Origin of the sequence: Acetobacter pasteurianus (assembly GCF_009914215.2) — a bacterium.
GTDB lineage: Bacteria > Pseudomonadota > Alphaproteobacteria > Acetobacterales > Acetobacteraceae > Acetobacter > Acetobacter pasteurianus.
In genome coordinates, this window is sequence record NZ_CP039846.2 from 1,526,139 (window position 1) to 1,545,398 (window position 19,260).

A 19,260-nucleotide genomic window follows, 5' to 3' on the forward strand; every position below is an offset into this window, starting at 1 on the left:
ATCAATATCTTATATAGGTATCGATACGGATGAAAATGAATATTTTCTTTGTCTTGAGATATATTTTTTATATGAGAAACCGCAGTTTCATATATTGGACATTTGTTTGATTGAGGGTCTTAGCTAAAAGCCGTTTTTTGAGGCTATTCCGGTAGGAGTAATTAAACCATGACATATACAGTCGGCATGTATCTTGCTGAGCGTCTTTCTCAGATCGGATTAAAACACCATTTTGCCGTAGCTGGAGATTTTAATCTGGTTCTTCTGGATCAGTTACTGGCCAATAAGGAAATGGAACAGGTTTACTGTTGTAATGAGCTGAACTGCGGCTTTAGTGCAGAAGGTTATGCACGTGCGCATGGTGCGGCGGCGGCTGTGGTAACCTTTAGTGTAGGGGCCATTTCTGCCATGAACGCCATTGCAGGTGCTTATGCAGAAAACCTGCCTGTTATTTTGATTTCCGGCTCACCTAATAGCAATGATTACGGAACAGGACATATTCTGCACCATACGCTGGGCACAAATGATTATACCTACCAGTTAGAAATGATGCGGCATGTTACATGTGCGGCAGAAAGCATTACAGATGCCGCATCTGCTCCAGCTAAAATTGATCATGTTATTCGCACGGCCCTGCGCGAACGCAAACCAGCATATGTTGAAATTGCCTGTAACATATCTGATGCAGAATGTGTGCGTCCTGGGCCAGTATCATCTTTGCTGGCAGAATTGCGGGTAGATGATGTCAGCCTGAAAGCTGCGGTTGAAGCGTCGCTGGCTTTGCTGGAAAAATCTCAGCGTGTTACCATGATTGTAGGGAGCAAAGTGCGCGCTGCACACGCACAAACACAAACAGAACATCTGGCAAATAAGCTAGGCTGTGCTGTTACTATTATGGCAGCAGCAAAAAGCTTTTTCCCAGAAGATCACAAAGGTTTTCGTGGTCTGTATTGGGGGGATGTGTCTTCACCCGGCGCGCAGGAATTGGTTGAAAAATCTGATGCGCTTATCTGTGTCGCGCCCGTCTTTAATGATTATTCCACAGTAGGTTGGACTGCATGGCCCAAGGGTGACAATGTTTTATTGGCAGAGCCCAACCGCGTTACTGTTGGCGGTAAAACATACGAAGGTTTCACATTGCGTGAATTCCTTGAAGAGCTGGCAAAGAAAGCGCCCAGTCGTCCGTTAACGGCTCAGGAAAGCAAGAAACATACACCGGTTATTGAGGCATCCAAGGCAGATGCGCGTCTGACCAATGATGAAATGACCCGTCAGATCAATGCAATGCTGACATCAGATACCACTCTGGTTGCTGAAACAGGTGATTCCTGGTTCAACGCTACACGTATGGATTTGCCGCGCGGTGCACGTGTTGAGCTGGAAATGCAGTGGGGGCATATTGGTTGGTCTGTGCCGTCTGCTTTTGGGAATGCTATGGGTTCTCAAGAGCGCCAGCATATTCTTATGGTGGGTGATGGGTCATTCCAGCTTACTGCGCAGGAAATGGCGCAGATGGTACGTTATAAGCTTCCAGTCATCATCTTCCTCGTGAATAACCGTGGCTACGTTATCGAAATTGCCATTCACGATGGCCCTTACAACTACATCAAGAACTGGGATTACGCTGGTTTGATGGAAGTGTTTAATGCAGAAGATGGGCATGGTTTGGGTTTGAAAGCCACCACGGCAGGTGAGTTGGAAGAAGCGATTAAAAAAGCCAAAGCAAACCGTGAAGGTCCTACCATTATTGAGTGTCAGATTGAGCGTTCTGATTGCACCAAAACATTGGTGGAATGGGGCAAGAAGGTTGCGGCGGCCAATTCCAGAAAACCGCAGGTATCCTGAACGCCTGAGATTTAAAACCGAGTAAGTTGTAGAATACCTCCTTCTGGAATGAGGAAGGAGGTATTTTTTTTATATTCTTTTATGGTTTGTGATAAAAACAGATACAAACCAGCACATCATAAAAATGGCAATAATCACGCAGCCTAAAATACCAAAGTTTTCGCTTAGAGTTTCGGTCCAGTTCCAGAACGCATGCTTAGGGCTTAAATGGTTTCGTAAAAGCTCAAAGCCCTCAATGCTGCTGATGAGAAGAGCGACAATTATAGAAACTGCGGTAAGAGTCATATTATAATAAAATTTTCGAATGGGTTTTACAAAAGCCCATCCATAAGCTCCAAGCATTAAAATACTATCTAATGTATCTACTAAGGACATGCCTGCGGTAAAAAGCGCAGGGAAAACCAAAATAAAGTAGAACGGCATACCGTGAGATGCTTGTGTTGCCGATAGGCTGAGTAATCCAATTTCTGTTGCGGTATCAAACCCCAAGCCGAATAGGAACCCAAGCGGATACATATGCCAGGATTTATGAATAAGACCAAATAGTGGTTTAAGAAGACGAGTAAGTAACCCACCATTAGAAAGAAACGTGTGAATATCTTCTTGGCGGAATATGTTACTAGATTTTGCGCGACAAAAGTTTTGGTAGAGATTATAAAAAATAACAATATTCATAATAGCAACAGAAAATAGAAAGATGATAGAAGTCATCGGTCCAATAATTGCGCCAAATTTTTGAATAAGATGAAACTTTTGTGCAAAAGTGGTGGCTGTAGCAGAAACCAAAAGGGATGCTAGAATTACTACACTGGAGTGTCCCAGAGAAAAGAAAAGTCCTACGGCCAGCGGTTGTTTGCCTTCCTGCATCAATTTACGCGTTACATTATCAATAGCAGCAATATGGTCAGCATCTACGGCATGACGTAAACCCAGACTATATGCAACAAATGCAGTGCTTAATAAGCTAGGAGAAGCGTGGAAAGCAGAGAAAGCCCAGAACCACACTGCAATATTAAAACCACCCAATATGGTAAACAGACCTATAGCTTTCCATATTATATTTTCTTGGAAGGTGTTGAAGTTATAACAAAGTCTTCTTCTCATGTGTCACCTAATGGTGGAGGGAAGTCTGATATTTTCTGGAAACATTTTTTGTTCAATGATTACGTTATATTTTATAATTTATAGCCTAATTTTTCATACGCAAATATGCGTATGTTCGATCCTTATTGACGCAAGCATAATACCATATTCTATTTAAAACGGTTCTTACAGGAATTGGATACAATTTAGTGCCTCTTCTGCAACGTGCTTACGGTCGTTTTGGATTGAAGGTCCGAAATGATCGTTCTCAAACCCGATGCCACGGGCTAGAGCAGAAGGGATGCTGCCGCTTGTTGTTCCCTCGGGTTGCGGGCGGGCAGATGGAAGTGGTGACGGTAAATATTTCAGGTGGTATCGCCGCAGGAGACCGTATTGAAGGAGATTTGCAGTGCGCCCCTCACACAAATCTGCTCGTAACATCTCAAGCGGCTGAGCGTATTTACCGTGCGCGCCCTGATGATGAGCCAGCTCACGTAAATGTCTTTTGCCATATAGCAGATGGAGCATGTTTGGAATGGCTTCCGCATGGCACGATTTTTTTTGATGGCAGTCGTTTACAGCGAAAAATGACAGTGGAAATGGCGGATAATGCGCGATTTCTATTTCTTGAAAGCCGTTTTTTTGGTCGTGTCGCTTCGGGGGAATGTGTTGAGCAACTGTCTGTCAAAGACACTCTCTCCATTCGGCGTGCTGGTCGGCGCATTTTGGTAGATACACTTAAATTGGAAAGTGATTCTGTGAATCTTCTTTTGCAGAATCCTGCTGTGGCAGCTGGGCATCGTGCTGTCACAACACTTGTTCTGGTTTCGGCTGATGCATCAAGCCGCCTTGAACCGTTACGCCATGTGTTGGCAGAGGGAGAGTGTAAGGGGTTTGCGGCTTCAGCATGGAATGGCATGCTAATTGTGCGCGGTATAGCGCAAGATAATTGGCAACTAGAGGGTATATTACAACGTATTTTACCAATCTTGCGCGATGGGCAACCTATGCCAACCACTTGGCGCTCATAAGGTAGAGAAAACACAAGCTATGAAACTAACACCCCGAGAAAAAGATAAATTGCTGATTGCTATGGCGGCAATGGTGGCGCGGCGCAGATTAGAGCGTGGGGTGAGGTTAAATTACCCTGAAGCAGTTGCTCTTATTACAGACCACGTTGTGGAAGGTGCGCGGGATGGTCAGAGTGTTTCAGAACTCATGGCAAGTGGTGGGCGTGTGTTATCGCGTGATCAGGTTATGGTAGGTGTGCCAGAAATGATTCACGATGTGCAAGTGGAAGCAACTTTTCCTGACGGAACAAAATTGGTGACAGTACATGCCCCGATACGTTGATGCTTTGCCTGCAGATGCCGTGCCCGGAGAAATTCTGGTGGCGCAAGGTGAGATTGTTTTGAATGAGGGGCAGCCACAACGCAAGCTGATGGTTGCCAACACAGGGGATCGTCCCATACAGGTGGGTAGCCATTATCATTTTTATGAAGTGAATCCCGCTCTGGAATTTGAGCGTGAACAAGCTAAAGGTTGGAGGCTGAACGTGCCATCAGGCGGTGCCATTCGCTTTGAACCTGGCCAGATCAGAGAAGTCACACTCGTTCCATTACGCGGCCTGCGCCAAGTATTCGGCTTCCGAGGGGAAGTGATGGGGAGCATAGATAAATGACACGCCTTTCCCGCTACGAATATGCAGGCCAGTTTGGCCCCACTACAGGGGATCGCGTGCGGCTGGCAGATACAGCTCTGCTTGTAGAAGTAGAAAAAGATTTTACCATTTATGGAGAAGAAGCGCGGTTTGGTGGCGGAAAAACCATTCGTGATGGTATGGGGCAATCACAATTATCTCGTGCGCAAGGGGCCGCAGATACGGTTATCACAAACGCGCTGATTGTTGATCATTGGGGTATTGTTAAAGCAGATGTTGCACTGCGTGATGGGCGCATTGCTGCAATAGGTAAAGCAGGAAACCCGGATATTCAGCCTGGGGTAGATATTATTATTGGTCCTGGTACAGAAATAATTGCCGCAGAAGGTAAAATACTGACCGCGGGTGGAATTGATAGTCATATTCACTATATTTGCCCACAACAAATAGAAGAGGCTCTATCTTCCGGTATAACCACTATGCTCGGTGGAGGCACGGGACCAGCCACAGGTACCGCGGCCACAACATGTACACCTGGTCCGTGGCATTTGGCACGTATGCTCCAGGCAGCAGATGCTTTTCCTGTTAATCTGGCATTTGCAGGTAAGGGGAATGCATCACGTCCTGAAGCATTGGAAGAAATGGTAAGGGCAGGGGCGTGTTGCCTGAAATTGCATGAGGATTGGGGATCAACACCAGCGGCCATTGATTGTTGCTTGAGTGTGGCTGATCGCATGGATGTTCAGGTGATGATTCATACAGACACGCTGAATGAAAGCGGGTTTGTAGAAGATACAATTGCAGCCTTCAAAGGGCGCACCATTCATGCCTTTCATACAGAAGGTGCTGGTGGAGGGCATGCACCAGATATTATACGTGTAGCTGGTTTGCCAAATGTTTTACCATCTTCTACCAATCCAACGCGCCCCTATACAGTTAATACGCTGGATGAGCATCTGGATATGTTGATGGTATGCCATCATCTTGATCCGCAAATTCCAGAAGATATCGCTTTTGCAGAAAGCCGTATTCGGCGTGAGACCATTGCCGCTGAAGATATCTTCCAGGATATGGGCGTGCTTTCCATGATGTCATCTGACAGTCAGGCTATGGGGCGTGTGGGGGAAGTGCCTTTAAGAACATGGCAAACAGCGCACAAAATGAAGCTCCAGCGTGGTGCGCTGTCTGGAGATGGTGCTGCAGATAATAACCGCGTTAAACGCTATATTGCCAAATATACCATAAACCCGGCCATTGCGCATGGCCTTGCCCATGAGGTGGGGTCTATCGCAGTTGGAAAATTGGCAGATCTTGTTTTGTGGGAGCCTGCTTTTTTTGGTGTAAAGCCGGAAATGGTGATTAAGGGCGGTGCAATTGTTTATGCCATGATGGGGGACCCCAACGCTTCTATTCCCACCCCGCAACCGGTGCATGGCCGTATGATGTTTGGCGGATATGGTGGTGCACTTACACATACAAGCCTGACATTTGTTTCTCAGGCCGCATTGGAAGATGATTTAGGGCATAAACTTAAGCTGCAACGTAAACTTTCAGCAGTGTCCAATACACGAGAAGGTATTGGTAAACGCAGCATGATCCATAATGATGCCATGCCGCATATCGAAGTAGACCCCGAAACGTATGAAGTGCGTGCTGATGGTGTGTTGCTGACATGCGAACCTGCAGAAGTTCTTCCTATGGCTCAAAGGTATTTTCTGTTCTGATGCAACGTATAATTGAAATTCTTCCAGCAGGAAGTTGGCCAGAAGCAGCGGCAACAGAAATTTTTGCGGCCGATTATGAGGGACGTCATCGCCGACGTTTGGTGATTGATCTGCAATCTGGAGAAAAGGTTCTTCTTGATCTGGAACATGCACGGCTATTGCATGCTGGTGATGGACTGAAATTGGAAGATGGCCGCATTATTTTGGTAAGATCACTCCCGGAAGAACTTATGGAAGTCACAGCCGGAAACAGCTTACATCTGTTGCGTCTGGCTTGGCATATTGGAAACCGCCACCTTCCTGCAGCCATCGAGGAACATCGTATTTTGATACGGCATGATCATGTCATTGCAGACATGATCCGTGGCCTTGGTGGACATGTGCATATGGTTATGGCTGCCTTTGACCCCGAAAGTGGTGCGTATGCAGGGCGGATTGGTGTTCACCAGCATGACAATGGACATGTCCAACATTCCCATAATTGAGGCACAAAGCATGGAAGGTAAGGATTTCCTGCGTCTTCTTTCATGGGTGTCACCTGCATTTCCTACAGGAGGCTATGCCTATAGTCATGGCTTGGAATGGGCAGTGGAGAATGGTGATGTAAATAATGTGACATCATTATGCCAATGGATAGAAGTTCTTCTTCATCATGGAAGTTTGCAGAATGATCTTATAATTCTTCAGGCTGCTTGGGATGCCGGATATGATCCGGGACAACTGTATGAAGTTGCTGAGCTTGCCTGTGCCTGTGCCTCATCGCGTGAGCGTTATGAAGAAACGGTGTATCAAGGAGAGGCCTTTCGAAAAGCTGCTGCAGTTTGGAATATTGTGCCAAAGGATATTATCCCTCCTGATGTCCGTTGGCCTCTGCCGGTCGCGCAAGGTGTTGTGTTTCGGTATGGCAGTGTATCTCGCCAGCAAGCGGTTTTGGCTGGTGGATATGCCGCTATTGCTGCTTTGGTTTCTGCTGCTGTACGTTTGGTGCCTTTAGGGCAAACCGATGGATTGCGGGCCTTGGTAAGTTTGGAAGCTGAGTTGCAGAAAGCCGCTCAGAAAACACATAACCTGACATTAGAAGACATTGGTGGCACATGCTTTTGTGCAGATCTTGCTGCCATGCACCATGAAACTCAGATCACAAGGCTCTTCAGAACATGACAGATATAAAATATGGTCCGCTGCGTGTGGGTATTGGTGGCCCCGTAGGAACGGGTAAAACAGCATTGATGGATGCTTTATGTCGTCGGTTTAGAGATGTATATAATATTGCAGCCATAACAAACGATATTTACACGCGTGAAGATGCAGAGTTTCTGACCAGAGCAGGGTCTTTGCCATCAGAACGTATTATGGGGATAGAAACAGGTGGCTGCCCGCATACAGCAATACGGGAAGATGCCAGTATTAATCTGGCCGGTATTGCGGAATTATCAGAGCGCTTTGAAAAGCTTGATCTCATTTTGGTAGAAAGTGGGGGAGATAATCTGGCGGCAACCTTTAGCCCAGAACTGGCTGATCTGACCATTTATGTCATTGATGTTTCTGCCGGAGATAAAATTCCCCGCAAAGGTGGGCCGGGTATTACGCGTAGTGATCTACTGGTGATTAATAAGATTGATCTTGCGCCATATGTAGGGGCAGATTTAAGCGTTATGGATCGGGATAGCCGCAAAATGCGTGGTCAACGTCCCTTTGTCTTTACAAATATTAGGGCTGGCGAAGGTGTAGAAGATATTGCACGTTTTATTATTGAACGTGGTGCGCTCTAGTAGATAAAATAATACCTTTAATAATATACCTATGAGCTATTGATTTCTTTAAATCTAGCAAGATAGCTCGTAGGTGGGATGGCTTCGTTTAATTTTAAATAAAAAACTGTCTCCTGTAGCAGGACGATAAATTGTGTCTTTTCTGCAAAATTATAATTGGGTTTTCTGTTTCTGATCCGGTCTAGGTAATTTCACCCATATCCCCAAAAAGATTCGTTATCGTAATGTAACGACATGGCCATTTGGCAATTATGGCTACAAGGGGGAAGGTCATGGTCGCGTTGCTATCGCGGTTTTCATCAAGTCGTAAAACAAAATTGTTTCAGTGTGGAACAACAGTTCTGTCTCTTTGTGCCGTGGTCAGCGCAGCATTGCCGCAGTCATCCCATGCGGCGGCAACTTTTAATTTTGGCAAGGATCAGTTTTTTACCTTGGGTGTTGGTGTGCGCGGGCAGTACCTTTCCAATGACCCTAATGCCACCCCAGCACATTCTGGAGCTGCCAGTGCTAATGATTTACGTATTTATATGGGAGCGCAGTTCCATAAATACGTAAAAAGCACGCTTAATCTTGAGCGTTTGCGTGATGGTAACTGGAACGTTCTGGATGGCATCCTTCAGATTGAACCGTGGAAATTCTTTAATGTCTGGATGGGCCGTATGCTGACGCCAAGTGACCGGTCCAATCTGGATGGTCCATATTTCCTTAGTACTTACGCTTTCCCCTTTGTCTCACAATATCCTGGGGCATGGTCCGGACGTGATGATGGTATTACAGTATGGGGCAAGCTGGCAAAAGACCATTTCCGGTATATGGCGGGTGTGTACCGAGGCCATAACTGGGTGCAGGGCGGCTCTAACTATGGTGAGCATCCTTTGTTTGCTGCACGGTTGGAATATAACTTTCTGGATCCAGAACCATCACCAGCTTATTACACGGCGAGTACGTATTATGGTAAAGCCGATATTCTCGCTATCGGTTTGGCAGGCCAGTACGAAACTGATGGTGTGGGTACGGCGCAGGATAAAGGTGATTATAAGGCCTGGAATATTGATGGTCTTTTTGAAAAAAAGATCGGGAAAAATGCTAAGCATGGTGTTTATACGTTAGAAGGTGCCTATTATCAGTATTATACGGGTGGTGTACAGGATATTGCTTCTGGCTATCGCCAAAGGGCGGCAGAATACGGAAATGTTGGTGGGATTAGTGATGGCACCGCTTTTCTTGCAAGCACAGCTTACCTTATTCCGTATACATTGGGGTGGGGGCGTTTGCAGCCACTGGTAAGGTATCAGGAATTCCGCTTCAAAAAAGATTTGTATGGTTCAGGGCACCCTAAAACCACACAGTTTGATGCCGGTGCAAACTATGTGTTGGATGGACATAATCTACGCTTTACGTTGGATTATGTTAGGTATCATGAGGCACACACAAAAGCATCAAACGCTTTTCTGTTGGGTATGCAACTCCAATACTAAAATCATCTCTGCATAATTGATCATTTTCTGAAATATTGGATGTTTGAAGGATGTCGGGAGATAACAAAATGCAGATCATGATGCATCGAAGCCTGAAGCAGGCATTCGTGGTATTCTGCGGTCTTTTTGCCGGAGCTGCATACGCAGATTCAGATATTCAGAACCTTGATTGCCGACATCTTTTTGCAGAAGAAGTTCGGGTTTCAGATCAGGTATCTGCGCTGAAAAAGAAAAAAGCCATAGCTGAAAAGAAGGGAACTGATACGGATAACAACGGTTTTTACGTTAAGCTGGATCCTATCCCCGGTATCGGGGTAATGAACGGCGTAACACTTACACCCGCAGGTAAGCCATTAAAGGAAGATATTTCTGATGAACGTATAAACAAGCTGGAATTGCAGCTTGCAGATATCAGGAAGGCACAGGAACATAAAGTTTGTCCTGCTATGACCTTGCCAGATGCGGATGATGAACGTTTGTTGGATGAGCAGACGCGATAAATTTTGAAATAAAAGACTTACGGATCCTGCTTATCGTTCTTGCAGGATCCTAGATGCAGTTGCAGCCGCAGCAGAACGGGTGCTTAAACCTGTTTTATTATAAATCTGCTCAATATGTTTATCTATGGTTCTGGGGCTTACCAGAAGAATATCTGCAATATCTCGGCTTGTTTTTCCACGAGAAATCCATAGTAATACTTCTGCTTCACGTGCACTTATATTGAGTGCTTCTTGCAAGGTTTTTTCTGGCAAAAGTGCGCGGGCAGAAACGCGGAATAAAAGCTCATCTGCTGATGAAACGCCAACAAAGGTAATAAGAACCTCATTTTCTTCTACTTGTTTTTGGTCAATCACTTGCCCTGGTGGGGGAAGTGTAGAAAACCGGCTGAGAATGGCAGGTAAATCAAGTTCATCTTTATCTAAAAGTTCTGCTGCTTGGGGCGTACGCCATAACAACGCCCCCCCTGAAGTTGCAGCGAACAGAAAGCGGCCAGCACTATCCAGTGCTGTTTGAGCAGTGCGAATACGGGCTGCAGCTTCTATATGCACACTGATACGCGCCAGAGTTTCTTCAAGCCGTAAAGGTTTTGTAACGTAGTCAACTGCTCCGGCTTCAAAAGCCCGCAGTACGTGTTCTGTTTCTGTTAAGCCTGTCATGAATATTAATGGAATGGATGAAAGGCGATAGTCTTGGTGTAGCGTTTCGCATACTTCCCATCCCGTCATGCCGGGCATAAGGGCATCTACTAAAATAAGATCGGGCACTGTGCGGGCGACAACTTCTAGGGCTGAGGCCCCAGATTGTGCCAAAAGTACAGAATATCCATTATCAGAGAGTGTTTCATCCATCATGCCAAGTACAGATGGGTCATCATCAACGATGAGAATGGTACGACGTTGGGTGGATGAGATTTTCATGTCTCGTCCTGCTCCAGTTGGATGCGAAGTGCTTCCAGTTGATAGGTGGCAGCCATTTTTGCCAATGGGGCAAGAATATCCTGCAACATAGGTTTTTCTGATTGCAAAGAGGTTAATCTTTCCCGTAGTTGCTTCAAGTTACCGCCATTTAAAGCTGCTAGCAAATAAAGGCGCTCTGGTTCTGGTAAATGGCTTACGGGGGCCTGCAATTCAGGTTGTTCTGGTTGAGATGCTATATCAGATTGTGGGAAAATCCATGATAAAGAAAGAATATTTCCTATTTCCTGAATAAGCATGGAAAGATTAACCGGTTTTCCAATAACGGGGCAATCCTCCAAAGAGGCAACATGCCGGTTGGCACTTTCTACAAGATTACCAGTTAGAAACATTATGGGAAGATGGGTTGCAGAAGTTTGCCGAATACGCAAAGCAAGTTCGCGTCCGTCCATTTCAGGCATAGTAAGATCAAGCAATAATAAATCTGGGCTTGCCAGATCGAGACAGTCTAGACACTCTTGTCCATTTTCAAAATCGCGCACATTAAAGCCGCAGCGCTCCAGAAGTTCCCGCATAATCTGGCGGTGGCTGGAATTATCATCGACAATGCCAATTGTACGTTTAGGCCCTTCATACCCAACAGGAAACGCCGGTAGCACAGGCGAGAGCTGAATATCTTTATCGGGCAGCATAAGGCGGAGTTTAAAGCAGGAACCTTTGCCCATCGTGCTAGTGAAGGTTAATTCTCCACCCATCACTTCTGTTAAAAGCTTGGTGATTGTCAGCCCAAGTCCAGTGCCGGGAATATTGGCTGTTGCGGCTGCGCGTTCAAAGGGATCAAAAATACGTTCTTGATCTTCAATAGAAATTCCAGGTCCCGTATCTTCCACGGTAAATTCGGCAATCTGAGCATGCCAGCGCACAGAAAAAGTAACAGAACCCTGTTGTGTGTATTTAATGGCATTTGAAAGAAGGTTGAGCAAAACTTGCCGAAGGCGATGCTCATCACACGTTACAACAGACGGTAAAAACTGGGGTTTCCAGTAAAACTTTAACCCTTTTGCTTGTGCTTGCGGGCGCATCATCTGAGCAACAGATTCTAGAAAAGTTACAAGTGGAATTGTGTCGGAATGTAATTCAATGCGCCCTGCTTCAATCCGTGAAATATCCAGAAGCCCAGAAAGAATGCTTGTGATATGATCACCACTTTCCCGCATAATGCTGAGTGTTTGCTGCCGTTCTGTGGGCATGCGTGTGTCATGCTGTAATAATTGAATGTAACCCATAATTGCATTTAAGGGGGAGCGAATTTCGTGGCTGATGCCGCTAATATAACGTGTTTTTGCCAAGCTGGCGGCTTCTGCTTTTTCACGTGCGCTTTGTAATGCCTGATCCATACGCCTGCGTGCGCGTATCTCGTTCATCAACAGGCGTGTTTGATGCAGTGTTTCCCGTGTTGCTGTTTTGCGGCCTTCCTGTGCCATCACCAAAAGCCATGCGCCTATAACGCAGGCTAAAAACACAAATAGCAATGTGCCATCAAGCGGTAGATTCGTTTTGTGTGCGAGCAGCCCAAGCACAGAAATAATACAAATAAGGAGGCACACAAAACGTCCGCCGGGGGACACGAGAATGCGCCTTAGTTTGGAAGGTAAGGTACGTAATGGGGTAGTGAGTTGGTATGAAAGATGAGTTGCTATAGGCTTGCAACGATCATGGCATCGCCCATCAAGTGAGCAGCACAGAGAACAGATGGTGCCTCCATATGCTGGGCACGAGGTCATATCTTCGGCTTCAAACTCATGCTCACAGATCACGCAGCGCATAACTGGTTGGGTATTCCATTGTGCGGGTTGCTGGCGTGCCATGTACGTTCGCCCATGCGTCAGACGGGCGAGAAGAGGGGTTGTGCCACAGGCAAAAAAGAGTGTCAGAAACGGCGCAAAAGCAGCAGCATGCATGCCCAATACGCCAGATAAGGCAAGTGTGCCAATTCCTGCCCCTAAAGCCCAGGCACCAATACCAACAATGTTGAGATCAGGCAGTAATGAGCGTTTGAATTCTATTTCTGAGGGGCAAAGTTTTAGGGGTTTGCAGATAGTAACATCCCCAAGGATAACACCAATCCATGCGCACGCCAGAACGGCATAAAAGGTGATTCCCGTCTGGATTGTATTTACCAATCCCGCTTCCATAAGAACTAAGGCAATAGTGATATTAAAAAGAACGTAGAAGACGCGTCCTGGGTGAGAATGTGTAAGGCGAGAGAAAAAGTTAGACCATGCGAGAGATCCTGCATATGCATTTGTAATATTAATTTTGATTTGAGATACAGCCACCAGAGCAATAGTAAGAGCTGTAGCAAGGGCCGGAGGCGTAAAGCTGCTCCAGGCTAAATGATACATCAGGCCGGGTTGTGTGGCTTGCAAGGGGGAAAAACCTGCGCGTAAAGCAACCCACCCTAGAAAAGACCCGGCAAGAAGCTTGCCCGCATCCAGAATAATCCAGCCAGGCCCCCCTAAAATAAGAGCACTCCACCATTGTCGTTTGTTCTGTGCTGTAAGCGGAGGCAGAAAGCGTAGGAAATCGATCTGTTCTGCGCTTTGGCAGACAAGAACGATCATAACGGAAGCAGCACTGCCAATGGCGAGAGTATCAATGCCTGATTTGTAGGGTACCAACCCAGAAAAATGTGTCCACTCAGCAAGCCAGAGCGGGTGTTGCATAACGAGTATGGATAACGGCAAGAGGTTCAGAATAAACCAGATAGGGAAAGTAATAATCTGAAATTTTGCAATAAATGTTATACCACGCGCAACTAGTGGGATGATAACTACCGCACATGCAAGATAGGCAAGCCATAACGGAATATGCAGAAGAATGTGTAAGGTGCCCGCAAGAATGGCAGCTTCCAGACCGAAAAAAATAAATGTGAAACTGGCATAAATCAACGATGTAACAGTTGATCCAATATAACCAAAACCTGTCCCACGTGTTAAAAGGTCTACATCTAAGCCAGATCTTGCCGCTGTGGCACATAGTGGCAGGGTAATACAAAAAATAAGAACCGTTACAAATGCAATGGCAATGGCTGTGTTGGTAAAACCAAAAGCCAGTGTAAGTGTGCCTCCAATAGCTTCTAATGCCAGAAACGAGATAGAGCCCAAGGCAGTAAAGGCTGCACGCATGGGGGTAGCTGTTCGGGCACTTCGGGCTGTAAAGCGCAGTGCATAATCTTCAAAAGTCTGGTCTGCTGCCCAGCGATTATATGCCCTGCGAGTACGCACGATACGCAGGCGGCTGGCATCATGAGGCAAAAGCGGATTCCTGATCTTCTGGATATCTTATTATAGTATCGTAACATAAGGCGGTATGAAACCATACGCAATCATGCGTATAGGAAAATATAGCGTGATGCGCTGACGTAGGATCTAGCAGCAACTGGAGTGCTTTCTTATGTCCGACATCTTGCCAAAACTTTCCCGTCGTGCGTTTGGGCGCCTAGCCCTAGCATCATCAGTTGCAGCCATAGGTGCTGCATATCGGCCAGGCCAAGCCTTGGCCGCAGCGCCTACAGGGCAGCCCATTAAGGTGGGTATTTTGCATTCCCTTTCCGGGACAATGGCCATTAGTGAAACGACACTCAAAGATGTCATGCTCATGCTGATTGCGGAGCAAAACCGCAAAGGTGGCTTGCTGGGCCGTCCTCTGGAGCCAGTCATAGTAGATCCGGCATCCAATTGGCCTTTGTTTGCAGAAAAGGCCCGACAGCTTCTTTCTGTTGATAAAGTAGATGCCGTGTTTGGGTGCTGGACCAGTGTTTCCCGCAAATCTGTATTGCCAGTATTTGAGGAACTTAATGGGATCTTATTCTATCCGGTGCAGTATGAAGGGCAGGAATGTAGCCGTAATATTTTCTATACAGGTGCAGCGCCTAACCAGCAGGCTATTCCTGCAGTAGATTATCTGCTGAGTGAAGAGGGCGGCAGTGCCAAGCGTTTTGCCTTGGTGGGTACAGATTACGTTTACCCACGGACTACAAACCAGATTCTTGCTAATTATCTGAAGTCTAAAGGCATTAAAGACGAAGATATTATGGTGAATTATACACCATTTGGACAATCTGATTGGCAAACCATTGTTTCCCAAATTAAGGCATTTGGGGCTGCTGGTAAAAAAACGGCTGTTGTTTCCACCATTAATGGTGATGCCAACGTACCTTTCTATAAGGAGCTTGGAAACCAGGGTATTTCTGCAACAGATATTCCGGTGATGGCTTTTAGCGTGGGCGAAGAAGAATTGGCTGGCATGGATACAGCCTCATTGGTTGGGCAGCTTGCCGCATGGAACTATTTTGAAAGCATTGATACGCCAGAAAATAAGTCCTTTATCAAACAATGGCATGAATTTACAAAAAATCCGAAACGCACAACAAATGATCCAATGGAAGCTCATTATATTGGCTTCAACATGTGGGTGCAGGCTGTAACCAAGGCTGGCACTACAGATCATGATAAGGTGATAGATACCATGATTGGTATCCGCCAACCCAATCTTACGGGTGGTATCGCACAAATGTTGCCGAACCATCATCTGACAAAGCCTGTATATATTGGTGAAATTCAGGAAGATGGTCAGTTTAGTGTTGTTTGGAAAACGCCTAGCACAATAGCTGGTCAGGCTTGGTCACCATGGGTTCCAGAAACCAAAAATCTGATCGGTGATTGGAGCAAGCCAATTTCGTGCGGAAATTACAATACAGCCACCAAAACGTGTATCGGTAAAAAGCATGCGTAGGTTCAGCCATTTTCTGTGGGCTGGTATTGTCTGCCTGTTACTTGCATTTTCAGGAATGCGAGTGGCAGCAGCAGACGAGTTTTCAGGTTTGGAAAGTGGCCAGTTTAATACCATAGCCGATACTGTTTCGGCTTTGGTCGCTTCAGGTAATCCACGTGCTGGAGATGTTATAGATGCCTTGGAAAAACGGCATCTGTTTTATTCTCCTGCAGGAGGGATTTTTATTCGGACTGGCACAACTTATGTTGATGCGCGTACAGGTCAGTCCGTGCAAAATATGCCGGAAAATTTGAAACCTGTGCGGATGAACAATCATGTTCGCCAGGTTCTGGCAAGCGCAAATGCAGAACTGGAATTGCTTTCTCCAGAAGATGCAGTGCGTGTAAAAGCAGCAACACAAATGTACGCGCAACATAACCCGGTTATGTTGCTTGCGATCAATCATGCTCTAGCACGTGAAAAAAGTAGCGATGTGCGCATGAAGCTTGAGCAGGCTCATGCAGCAATACTGTTGGCGCAACCCGCACAATCCGGGCAAGAAGCCACTCGTCTGGCTGCTGTAAAAATGCTGGGTTCAGCAGGGGATCTGGAAGCACGTGGGTTACTTTCTGTTGTGGCTGCATCGGATCACGAAGCGGCAGAAGTGCGTAAGGCCGCAGCAGAAACTGTTTCCAGCATAGATTTAAAACAGCGTGTGTGGAGCGTACTGCAAAATGCCTTTTACGGGCTGAGCTACGGCTCTGTCTTGCTGCTGGCAGCAACTGGGCTGGCCATTACATTTGGTGTCATGGGTGTGATCAACATGGCTCATGGTGAGTTGATGATGATTGGCGCCTATACAACCTGGATGGTGCAGCAGGGGATTCGGGCGACAGTTCCATGGTTAGAGCCTGTTTCCCTTTTGGTGGCAATTCCTGTTGCGTTTTGTGTGTGTGGCTTGTTGGGTATTCTTATTGAACGCGGCTTAATTCGCTTTCTGTATGGCAGGCCGCTTGAAACCCTGTTGGCTACATGGGGGCTTTCTCTCATTCTTCAGCAGGCTATTCGGTCCATTTTTGGGCCTACCAATATTGCAGTTGTAACACCCGCGTGGCTTTCTGGGTCATGGATGATCGGAAGTGTGGATATTACCTTGAACAGATTGGCAATTTTTGTTTTTGCCTTTTTGGTTCTGGGTGCGCTTATGTTGGTGATGCGTAAAACATCCCTCGGTTTGGAAATGCGCGCCGTTACACAAAACCGTCGTATGGCAGCGCTGATGGGAATACGCACGCCACGAGTAGACGCCTTGGCTTTTGGGCTGGGTGCTGGACTGGCCGGGTTGGCTGGCGTGGCCGTTAGTCAGATTGATAATGTGAGCCCTAATCTGGGCCAATCCTACATTATCGATAGTTTTATGGTGGTTGTATTTGGTGGTGTTGGCAACTTGTGGGGTACATTAGCTGCAGCCATGACACTCGGTATGGGCGGAAAAATACTGGAGCCCACTATTGGAGCTGTATCTGCTAAAATTGCCATTCTTGTTCTGGTTATTCTCTATATTCAGCGGCATCCCAGAGGTATGTTCCCTGTGCGTGGTCGGGGGGTAGAGTCATGAATGCGCTATCACCTTCAGCCACAAAGTCTTTTCCTGGTGCCATACGCATGGCTGCCGTGGCATTTGCGGTTACAATTGTGCTGGCAGGCGCAAGCCTTCTTCCAGAAGCAAATCCGCTGCATGTTTCAGCCTTTGTTGTCTCATTGGCGGGTAAATATCTGGCATATGCCATTCTTGCTTTATCTGTTGATCTTGTCTGGGGTTTTGCAGGTATTTTAACATTGGGGCATGCAGCATTTTTTGCATTGGGTGGCTATGCCATGGGCATGTACCTTATGCGGGAAATTGGCACGCGAGGTGTTTACGGTAATCCCGATTTGCCAGATTTCATGATCTTTTTATCGTGGAAGTCACTTCCATGGTACTGGTGGGGAACAGATCATTTTGCGTGGGCTATGCTGCTGGTGCTGATTGTTCCCGGTCTTCTGGCAGGTGTGTTTGGCTGGCTGGCTTTTCGGTCTCGTGTTTCAGGTGTCTATCTTTCCATTATCACGCAGGCTCTAACATACGCTTTGATGTTGGCATTCTTTCAGAATGGTTTGGGCTTTGGTGGCAATAATGGCCTGACAGACTTTAAAGATATACTGGGGGCTGATTTGCATTCACCCCTTACGCGTGCGGCACTTTTGGTGATTACAGGATTTGTTCTGGCAGCATGTTTGTTGCTGTCTCGCTGGCTTGTATCGGGCAGGTTTGGGTATTTGCTTGTGGCAGTCAGAGATGCAGAAAGTCGCACGCGTTTTTTAGGATACCGGCCAGAACAGGCCAAGCTGCTGATATGGGTTTTTTCAGCCATGGTGGCTGGTATCGGTGGTGCCCTTTATGTAACGCAGGTGGGTATTATTAACCCCGGTGAGTTTGCTCCCGCTAACTCTATTGAGTCTGTTATCTGGGTTGCCGTGGGTGGGCGTGGTACCTTGTCAGGGTCTGTGCTTGGGGCTGTATTGGTAAACTGTGGCAAAACACTTTTTACCGCATGGTTGCCAGAGTTTTGGCTGTATGGGCTTGGTTTGCTCTTTCTTGTTACCACTCTTTTCCTGCCTCAAGGGCTTATGGGGCTGCGCCATCATCTTGCTAAAAAGCCGCCCGAAGAAGTTACGCCTGAAGTCTCTAACCCGGAAGGAGAAGAGGCATGAGCGAAACACCATTGCTAGAAATGCGTGATGTAAGCGTAACTTTTGATGGTTTTCGGGCTATTAATGGTTTGAACCTTACATTGCGTCCTGGAGAAATGCGGGCAATTATTGGCCCAAATGGTGCGGGCAAAACCACGATGATGGATATCATCACAGGGAAAACACGCCCAGATATAGGCACAGTTCAGTTTTGTGGAGAAGATCTAACCAAACTGGATGAGCCAGCAATCGCACGGTTGGGCATCGGCCGTAAATTTCAAAAACCAACAGTGTTCGAAGCATTAACGGTGCAGGAAAACCTCTTGCTTTCTTTAAGCGGTATACGAGCACCTTTTTCTGTTTTGCTTGCGCGCCTTTCAGGCAAAGAGCAGGAACGTATTAACCAGATTTTGGAAATTACGCGTTTGAAAGACCATGCAGCCCGGCAGGCTGGCGGAATGAGCCACGGGCAAAAGCAGTGGTTGGAAATAGGCATGCTGTTAGGGCAGGAGCCAGATTTGCTTTTGGTGGATGAACCTGTAGCAGGCATGACAGACGCAGAAACCATGGCAACAGCAGAGTTGCTCCGAGAAATCAATCAAACACGTAGTGTGGTTGTTGTAGAGCACGATATGGACTTTGTGCGTGCATTAGGAGTGACAGTAACAGTGCTGCATGAAGGATCTGTTCTGGCGGAAGGTGATCTGGAAGATGTCAGTCATGATCCAAGAGTTATCGAGGTTTACCTTGGTCGCTAAAATGCTGAACCGTAAA

At 46.6% G+C, this 19,260-nt stretch carries 17 protein-coding genes; 14 read left to right on the top strand and 3 right to left on the bottom strand.

All coding sequences use genetic code 11. From position 1 onward, the window contains the following. The first annotated feature begins 168 nt into the window (after positions 1-168). On the top strand, positions 169-1,845 hold the full coding sequence (locus FCN51_RS20585) for an alpha-keto acid decarboxylase family protein (protein WP_124306564.1): 1,677 nt from the start codon (positions 169-171) through the stop codon (positions 1,843-1,845). Positions 1,846-1,914: 69 nt separating this feature from the next. Here the strand turns inward: FCN51_RS20585 and FCN51_RS20590 are convergent, their stop codons facing one another. Next, positions 1,915-2,949: a HoxN/HupN/NixA family nickel/cobalt transporter gene (locus FCN51_RS20590; protein WP_160256722.1), complete on the bottom strand. Its 1,035-nt coding sequence runs from the start codon at positions 2,947-2,949 to the stop codon at positions 1,915-1,917. 188 nt (positions 2,950-3,137) lie between these two features. Between FCN51_RS20590 and FCN51_RS20595 the strand changes: the two genes are divergently transcribed. The 9 genes from FCN51_RS20595 to FCN51_RS20635 all read left to right on the top strand — a co-directional run bounded on the left by FCN51_RS20595 (position 3,138) and on the right by FCN51_RS20635 (position 10,062). Continuing rightward, on the top strand, positions 3,138-3,959 hold the full coding sequence (locus tag FCN51_RS20595) for an urease accessory protein UreD (RefSeq protein WP_160256723.1): 822 nt from the start codon (positions 3,138-3,140) through the stop codon (positions 3,957-3,959). A 19-nt stretch (positions 3,960-3,978) separates the two neighbouring features. Beyond that, positions 3,979-4,281, top strand: coding sequence for an urease subunit gamma (locus tag FCN51_RS20600; RefSeq protein ID WP_019088126.1), 303 nt, complete (start codon positions 3,979-3,981; stop codon positions 4,279-4,281). Further along, a complete protein-coding gene (locus tag FCN51_RS20605) occupies positions 4,265-4,609 on the top strand; it encodes an urease subunit beta (RefSeq protein ID WP_019088127.1) in 345 nt (114 codons plus the stop codon). The genes FCN51_RS20600 and FCN51_RS20605 overlap by 17 nt, the downstream gene beginning before the upstream one ends. Then, positions 4,606-6,312: an urease subunit alpha gene (gene ureC, locus FCN51_RS20610; RefSeq protein WP_019088128.1), complete on the top strand. Its 1,707-nt coding sequence runs from the start codon at positions 4,606-4,608 to the stop codon at positions 6,310-6,312. Before FCN51_RS20605 ends, ureC begins: the two co-directional genes overlap by 4 nt. Next, positions 6,312-6,797 (top strand): urease accessory protein UreE, encoded by a 486-nt coding sequence (locus FCN51_RS20615; protein ID WP_160256724.1) that lies wholly within the window; start codon positions 6,312-6,314, stop codon positions 6,795-6,797. Before ureC ends, FCN51_RS20615 begins: the two co-directional genes overlap by 1 nt. A 10-nt stretch (positions 6,798-6,807) precedes the next feature. Beyond that, positions 6,808-7,473, top strand: a complete 666-nt coding sequence (locus tag FCN51_RS20620) for an urease accessory protein UreF (RefSeq protein ID WP_201762627.1) — start codon at positions 6,808-6,810, stop codon at positions 7,471-7,473. Beyond that, positions 7,470-8,084 carry an urease accessory protein UreG gene (gene ureG / locus FCN51_RS20625; RefSeq protein ID WP_003624691.1) on the top strand — a complete coding sequence of 205 codons (615 nt, stop codon included), beginning with the start codon at positions 7,470-7,472 and terminating at the stop codon, positions 8,082-8,084. The genes FCN51_RS20620 and ureG overlap by 4 nt, the downstream gene beginning before the upstream one ends. 356 nt (positions 8,085-8,440) lie before the next feature. Then, positions 8,441-9,562 (top strand): porin, encoded by a 1,122-nt coding sequence (locus FCN51_RS20630; protein WP_160257170.1) that lies wholly within the window; start codon positions 8,441-8,443, stop codon positions 9,560-9,562. A 50-nt stretch (positions 9,563-9,612) separates the two neighbouring features. Next, on the top strand, positions 9,613-10,062 hold the full coding sequence (locus FCN51_RS20635; RefSeq protein ID WP_003624688.1) for a hypothetical protein: 450 nt from the start codon (positions 9,613-9,615) through the stop codon (positions 10,060-10,062). Between the two features lie 30 nt (positions 10,063-10,092). Here the strand turns inward: FCN51_RS20635 and FCN51_RS20640 are convergent, their stop codons facing one another. Continuing rightward, on the bottom strand, positions 10,093-10,980 hold the full coding sequence (locus FCN51_RS20640) for a response regulator transcription factor (protein WP_014457464.1): 888 nt from the start codon (positions 10,978-10,980) through the stop codon (positions 10,093-10,095). After that, positions 10,977-14,294: a hybrid sensor histidine kinase/response regulator gene (locus FCN51_RS20645; protein ID WP_160256725.1), complete on the bottom strand. Its 3,318-nt coding sequence runs from the start codon at positions 14,292-14,294 to the stop codon at positions 10,977-10,979. The genes FCN51_RS20640 and FCN51_RS20645 overlap by 4 nt, the downstream gene beginning before the upstream one ends. A 139-nt stretch (positions 14,295-14,433) precedes the next feature. Between FCN51_RS20645 and urtA the strand changes: the two genes are divergently transcribed. Genes urtA through urtD form a run of 4 tightly spaced genes read left to right on the top strand, consistent with a single transcriptional unit; the run spans position 14,434 to position 19,244 of the window. After that, positions 14,434-15,774: an urea ABC transporter substrate-binding protein gene (gene urtA, locus FCN51_RS20650; protein WP_003624681.1), complete on the top strand. Its 1,341-nt coding sequence runs from the start codon at positions 14,434-14,436 to the stop codon at positions 15,772-15,774. Next, the gene (gene urtB / locus FCN51_RS20655; protein ID WP_160256726.1) at positions 15,767-17,371 is read left to right on the top strand and encodes an urea ABC transporter permease subunit UrtB; all 1,605 of its coding nucleotides are present in this window, start codon (positions 15,767-15,769) and stop codon (positions 17,369-17,371) included. Before urtA ends, urtB begins: the two co-directional genes overlap by 8 nt. Next, complete coding sequence (urtC, locus tag FCN51_RS20660; protein WP_003624678.1) at positions 17,368-18,507, top strand: urea ABC transporter permease subunit UrtC; 1,140 nt, start codon at positions 17,368-17,370, stop codon at positions 18,505-18,507. The genes urtB and urtC overlap by 4 nt, the downstream gene beginning before the upstream one ends. Beyond that, positions 18,504-19,244, top strand: a complete 741-nt coding sequence (gene urtD / locus FCN51_RS20665; protein WP_160256727.1) for an urea ABC transporter ATP-binding protein UrtD — start codon at positions 18,504-18,506, stop codon at positions 19,242-19,244. The genes urtC and urtD overlap by 4 nt, the downstream gene beginning before the upstream one ends. Positions 19,245-19,260 lie beyond the last annotated feature (16 nt).

What these genes read in the sequence shown, in the direction of transcription:
- FCN51_RS20615 (WP_160256724.1), top strand. Translation starts at nt 6,312, where the DNA reads ATGCAACGTATAATTGAAATTCTTCCAGCAGGAAGTTGGCCAGAAGCA.
- FCN51_RS20640 (WP_014457464.1), bottom strand. Translation starts at nt 10,980, where the DNA reads ATGAAAATCTCATCCACCCAACGTCGTACCATTCTCATCGTTGATGAT.
- FCN51_RS20600 (WP_019088126.1), top strand. Translation starts at nt 3,979, where the DNA reads ATGAAACTAACACCCCGAGAAAAAGATAAATTGCTGATTGCTATGGCG.
- urtB (WP_160256726.1), top strand. Translation starts at nt 15,767, where the DNA reads ATGCGTAGGTTCAGCCATTTTCTGTGGGCTGGTATTGTCTGCCTGTTA.
- FCN51_RS20620 (WP_201762627.1), top strand. Translation starts at nt 6,808, where the DNA reads ATGGAAGGTAAGGATTTCCTGCGTCTTCTTTCATGGGTGTCACCTGCA.
- ureG (WP_003624691.1), top strand. Translation starts at nt 7,470, where the DNA reads ATGACAGATATAAAATATGGTCCGCTGCGTGTGGGTATTGGTGGCCCC.
- FCN51_RS20635 (WP_003624688.1), top strand. Translation starts at nt 9,613, where the DNA reads ATGTCGGGAGATAACAAAATGCAGATCATGATGCATCGAAGCCTGAAG.
- urtD (WP_160256727.1), top strand. Translation starts at nt 18,504, where the DNA reads ATGAGCGAAACACCATTGCTAGAAATGCGTGATGTAAGCGTAACTTTT.
- FCN51_RS20585 (WP_124306564.1), top strand. Translation starts at nt 169, where the DNA reads ATGACATATACAGTCGGCATGTATCTTGCTGAGCGTCTTTCTCAGATC.
- ureC (WP_019088128.1), top strand. Translation starts at nt 4,606, where the DNA reads ATGACACGCCTTTCCCGCTACGAATATGCAGGCCAGTTTGGCCCCACT.
- urtC (WP_003624678.1), top strand. Translation starts at nt 17,368, where the DNA reads ATGAATGCGCTATCACCTTCAGCCACAAAGTCTTTTCCTGGTGCCATA.
- FCN51_RS20590 (WP_160256722.1), bottom strand. Translation starts at nt 2,949, where the DNA reads ATGAGAAGAAGACTTTGTTATAACTTCAACACCTTCCAAGAAAATATA.
- FCN51_RS20605 (WP_019088127.1), top strand. Translation starts at nt 4,265, where the DNA reads ATGCCCCGATACGTTGATGCTTTGCCTGCAGATGCCGTGCCCGGAGAA.
- urtA (WP_003624681.1), top strand. Translation starts at nt 14,434, where the DNA reads ATGTCCGACATCTTGCCAAAACTTTCCCGTCGTGCGTTTGGGCGCCTA.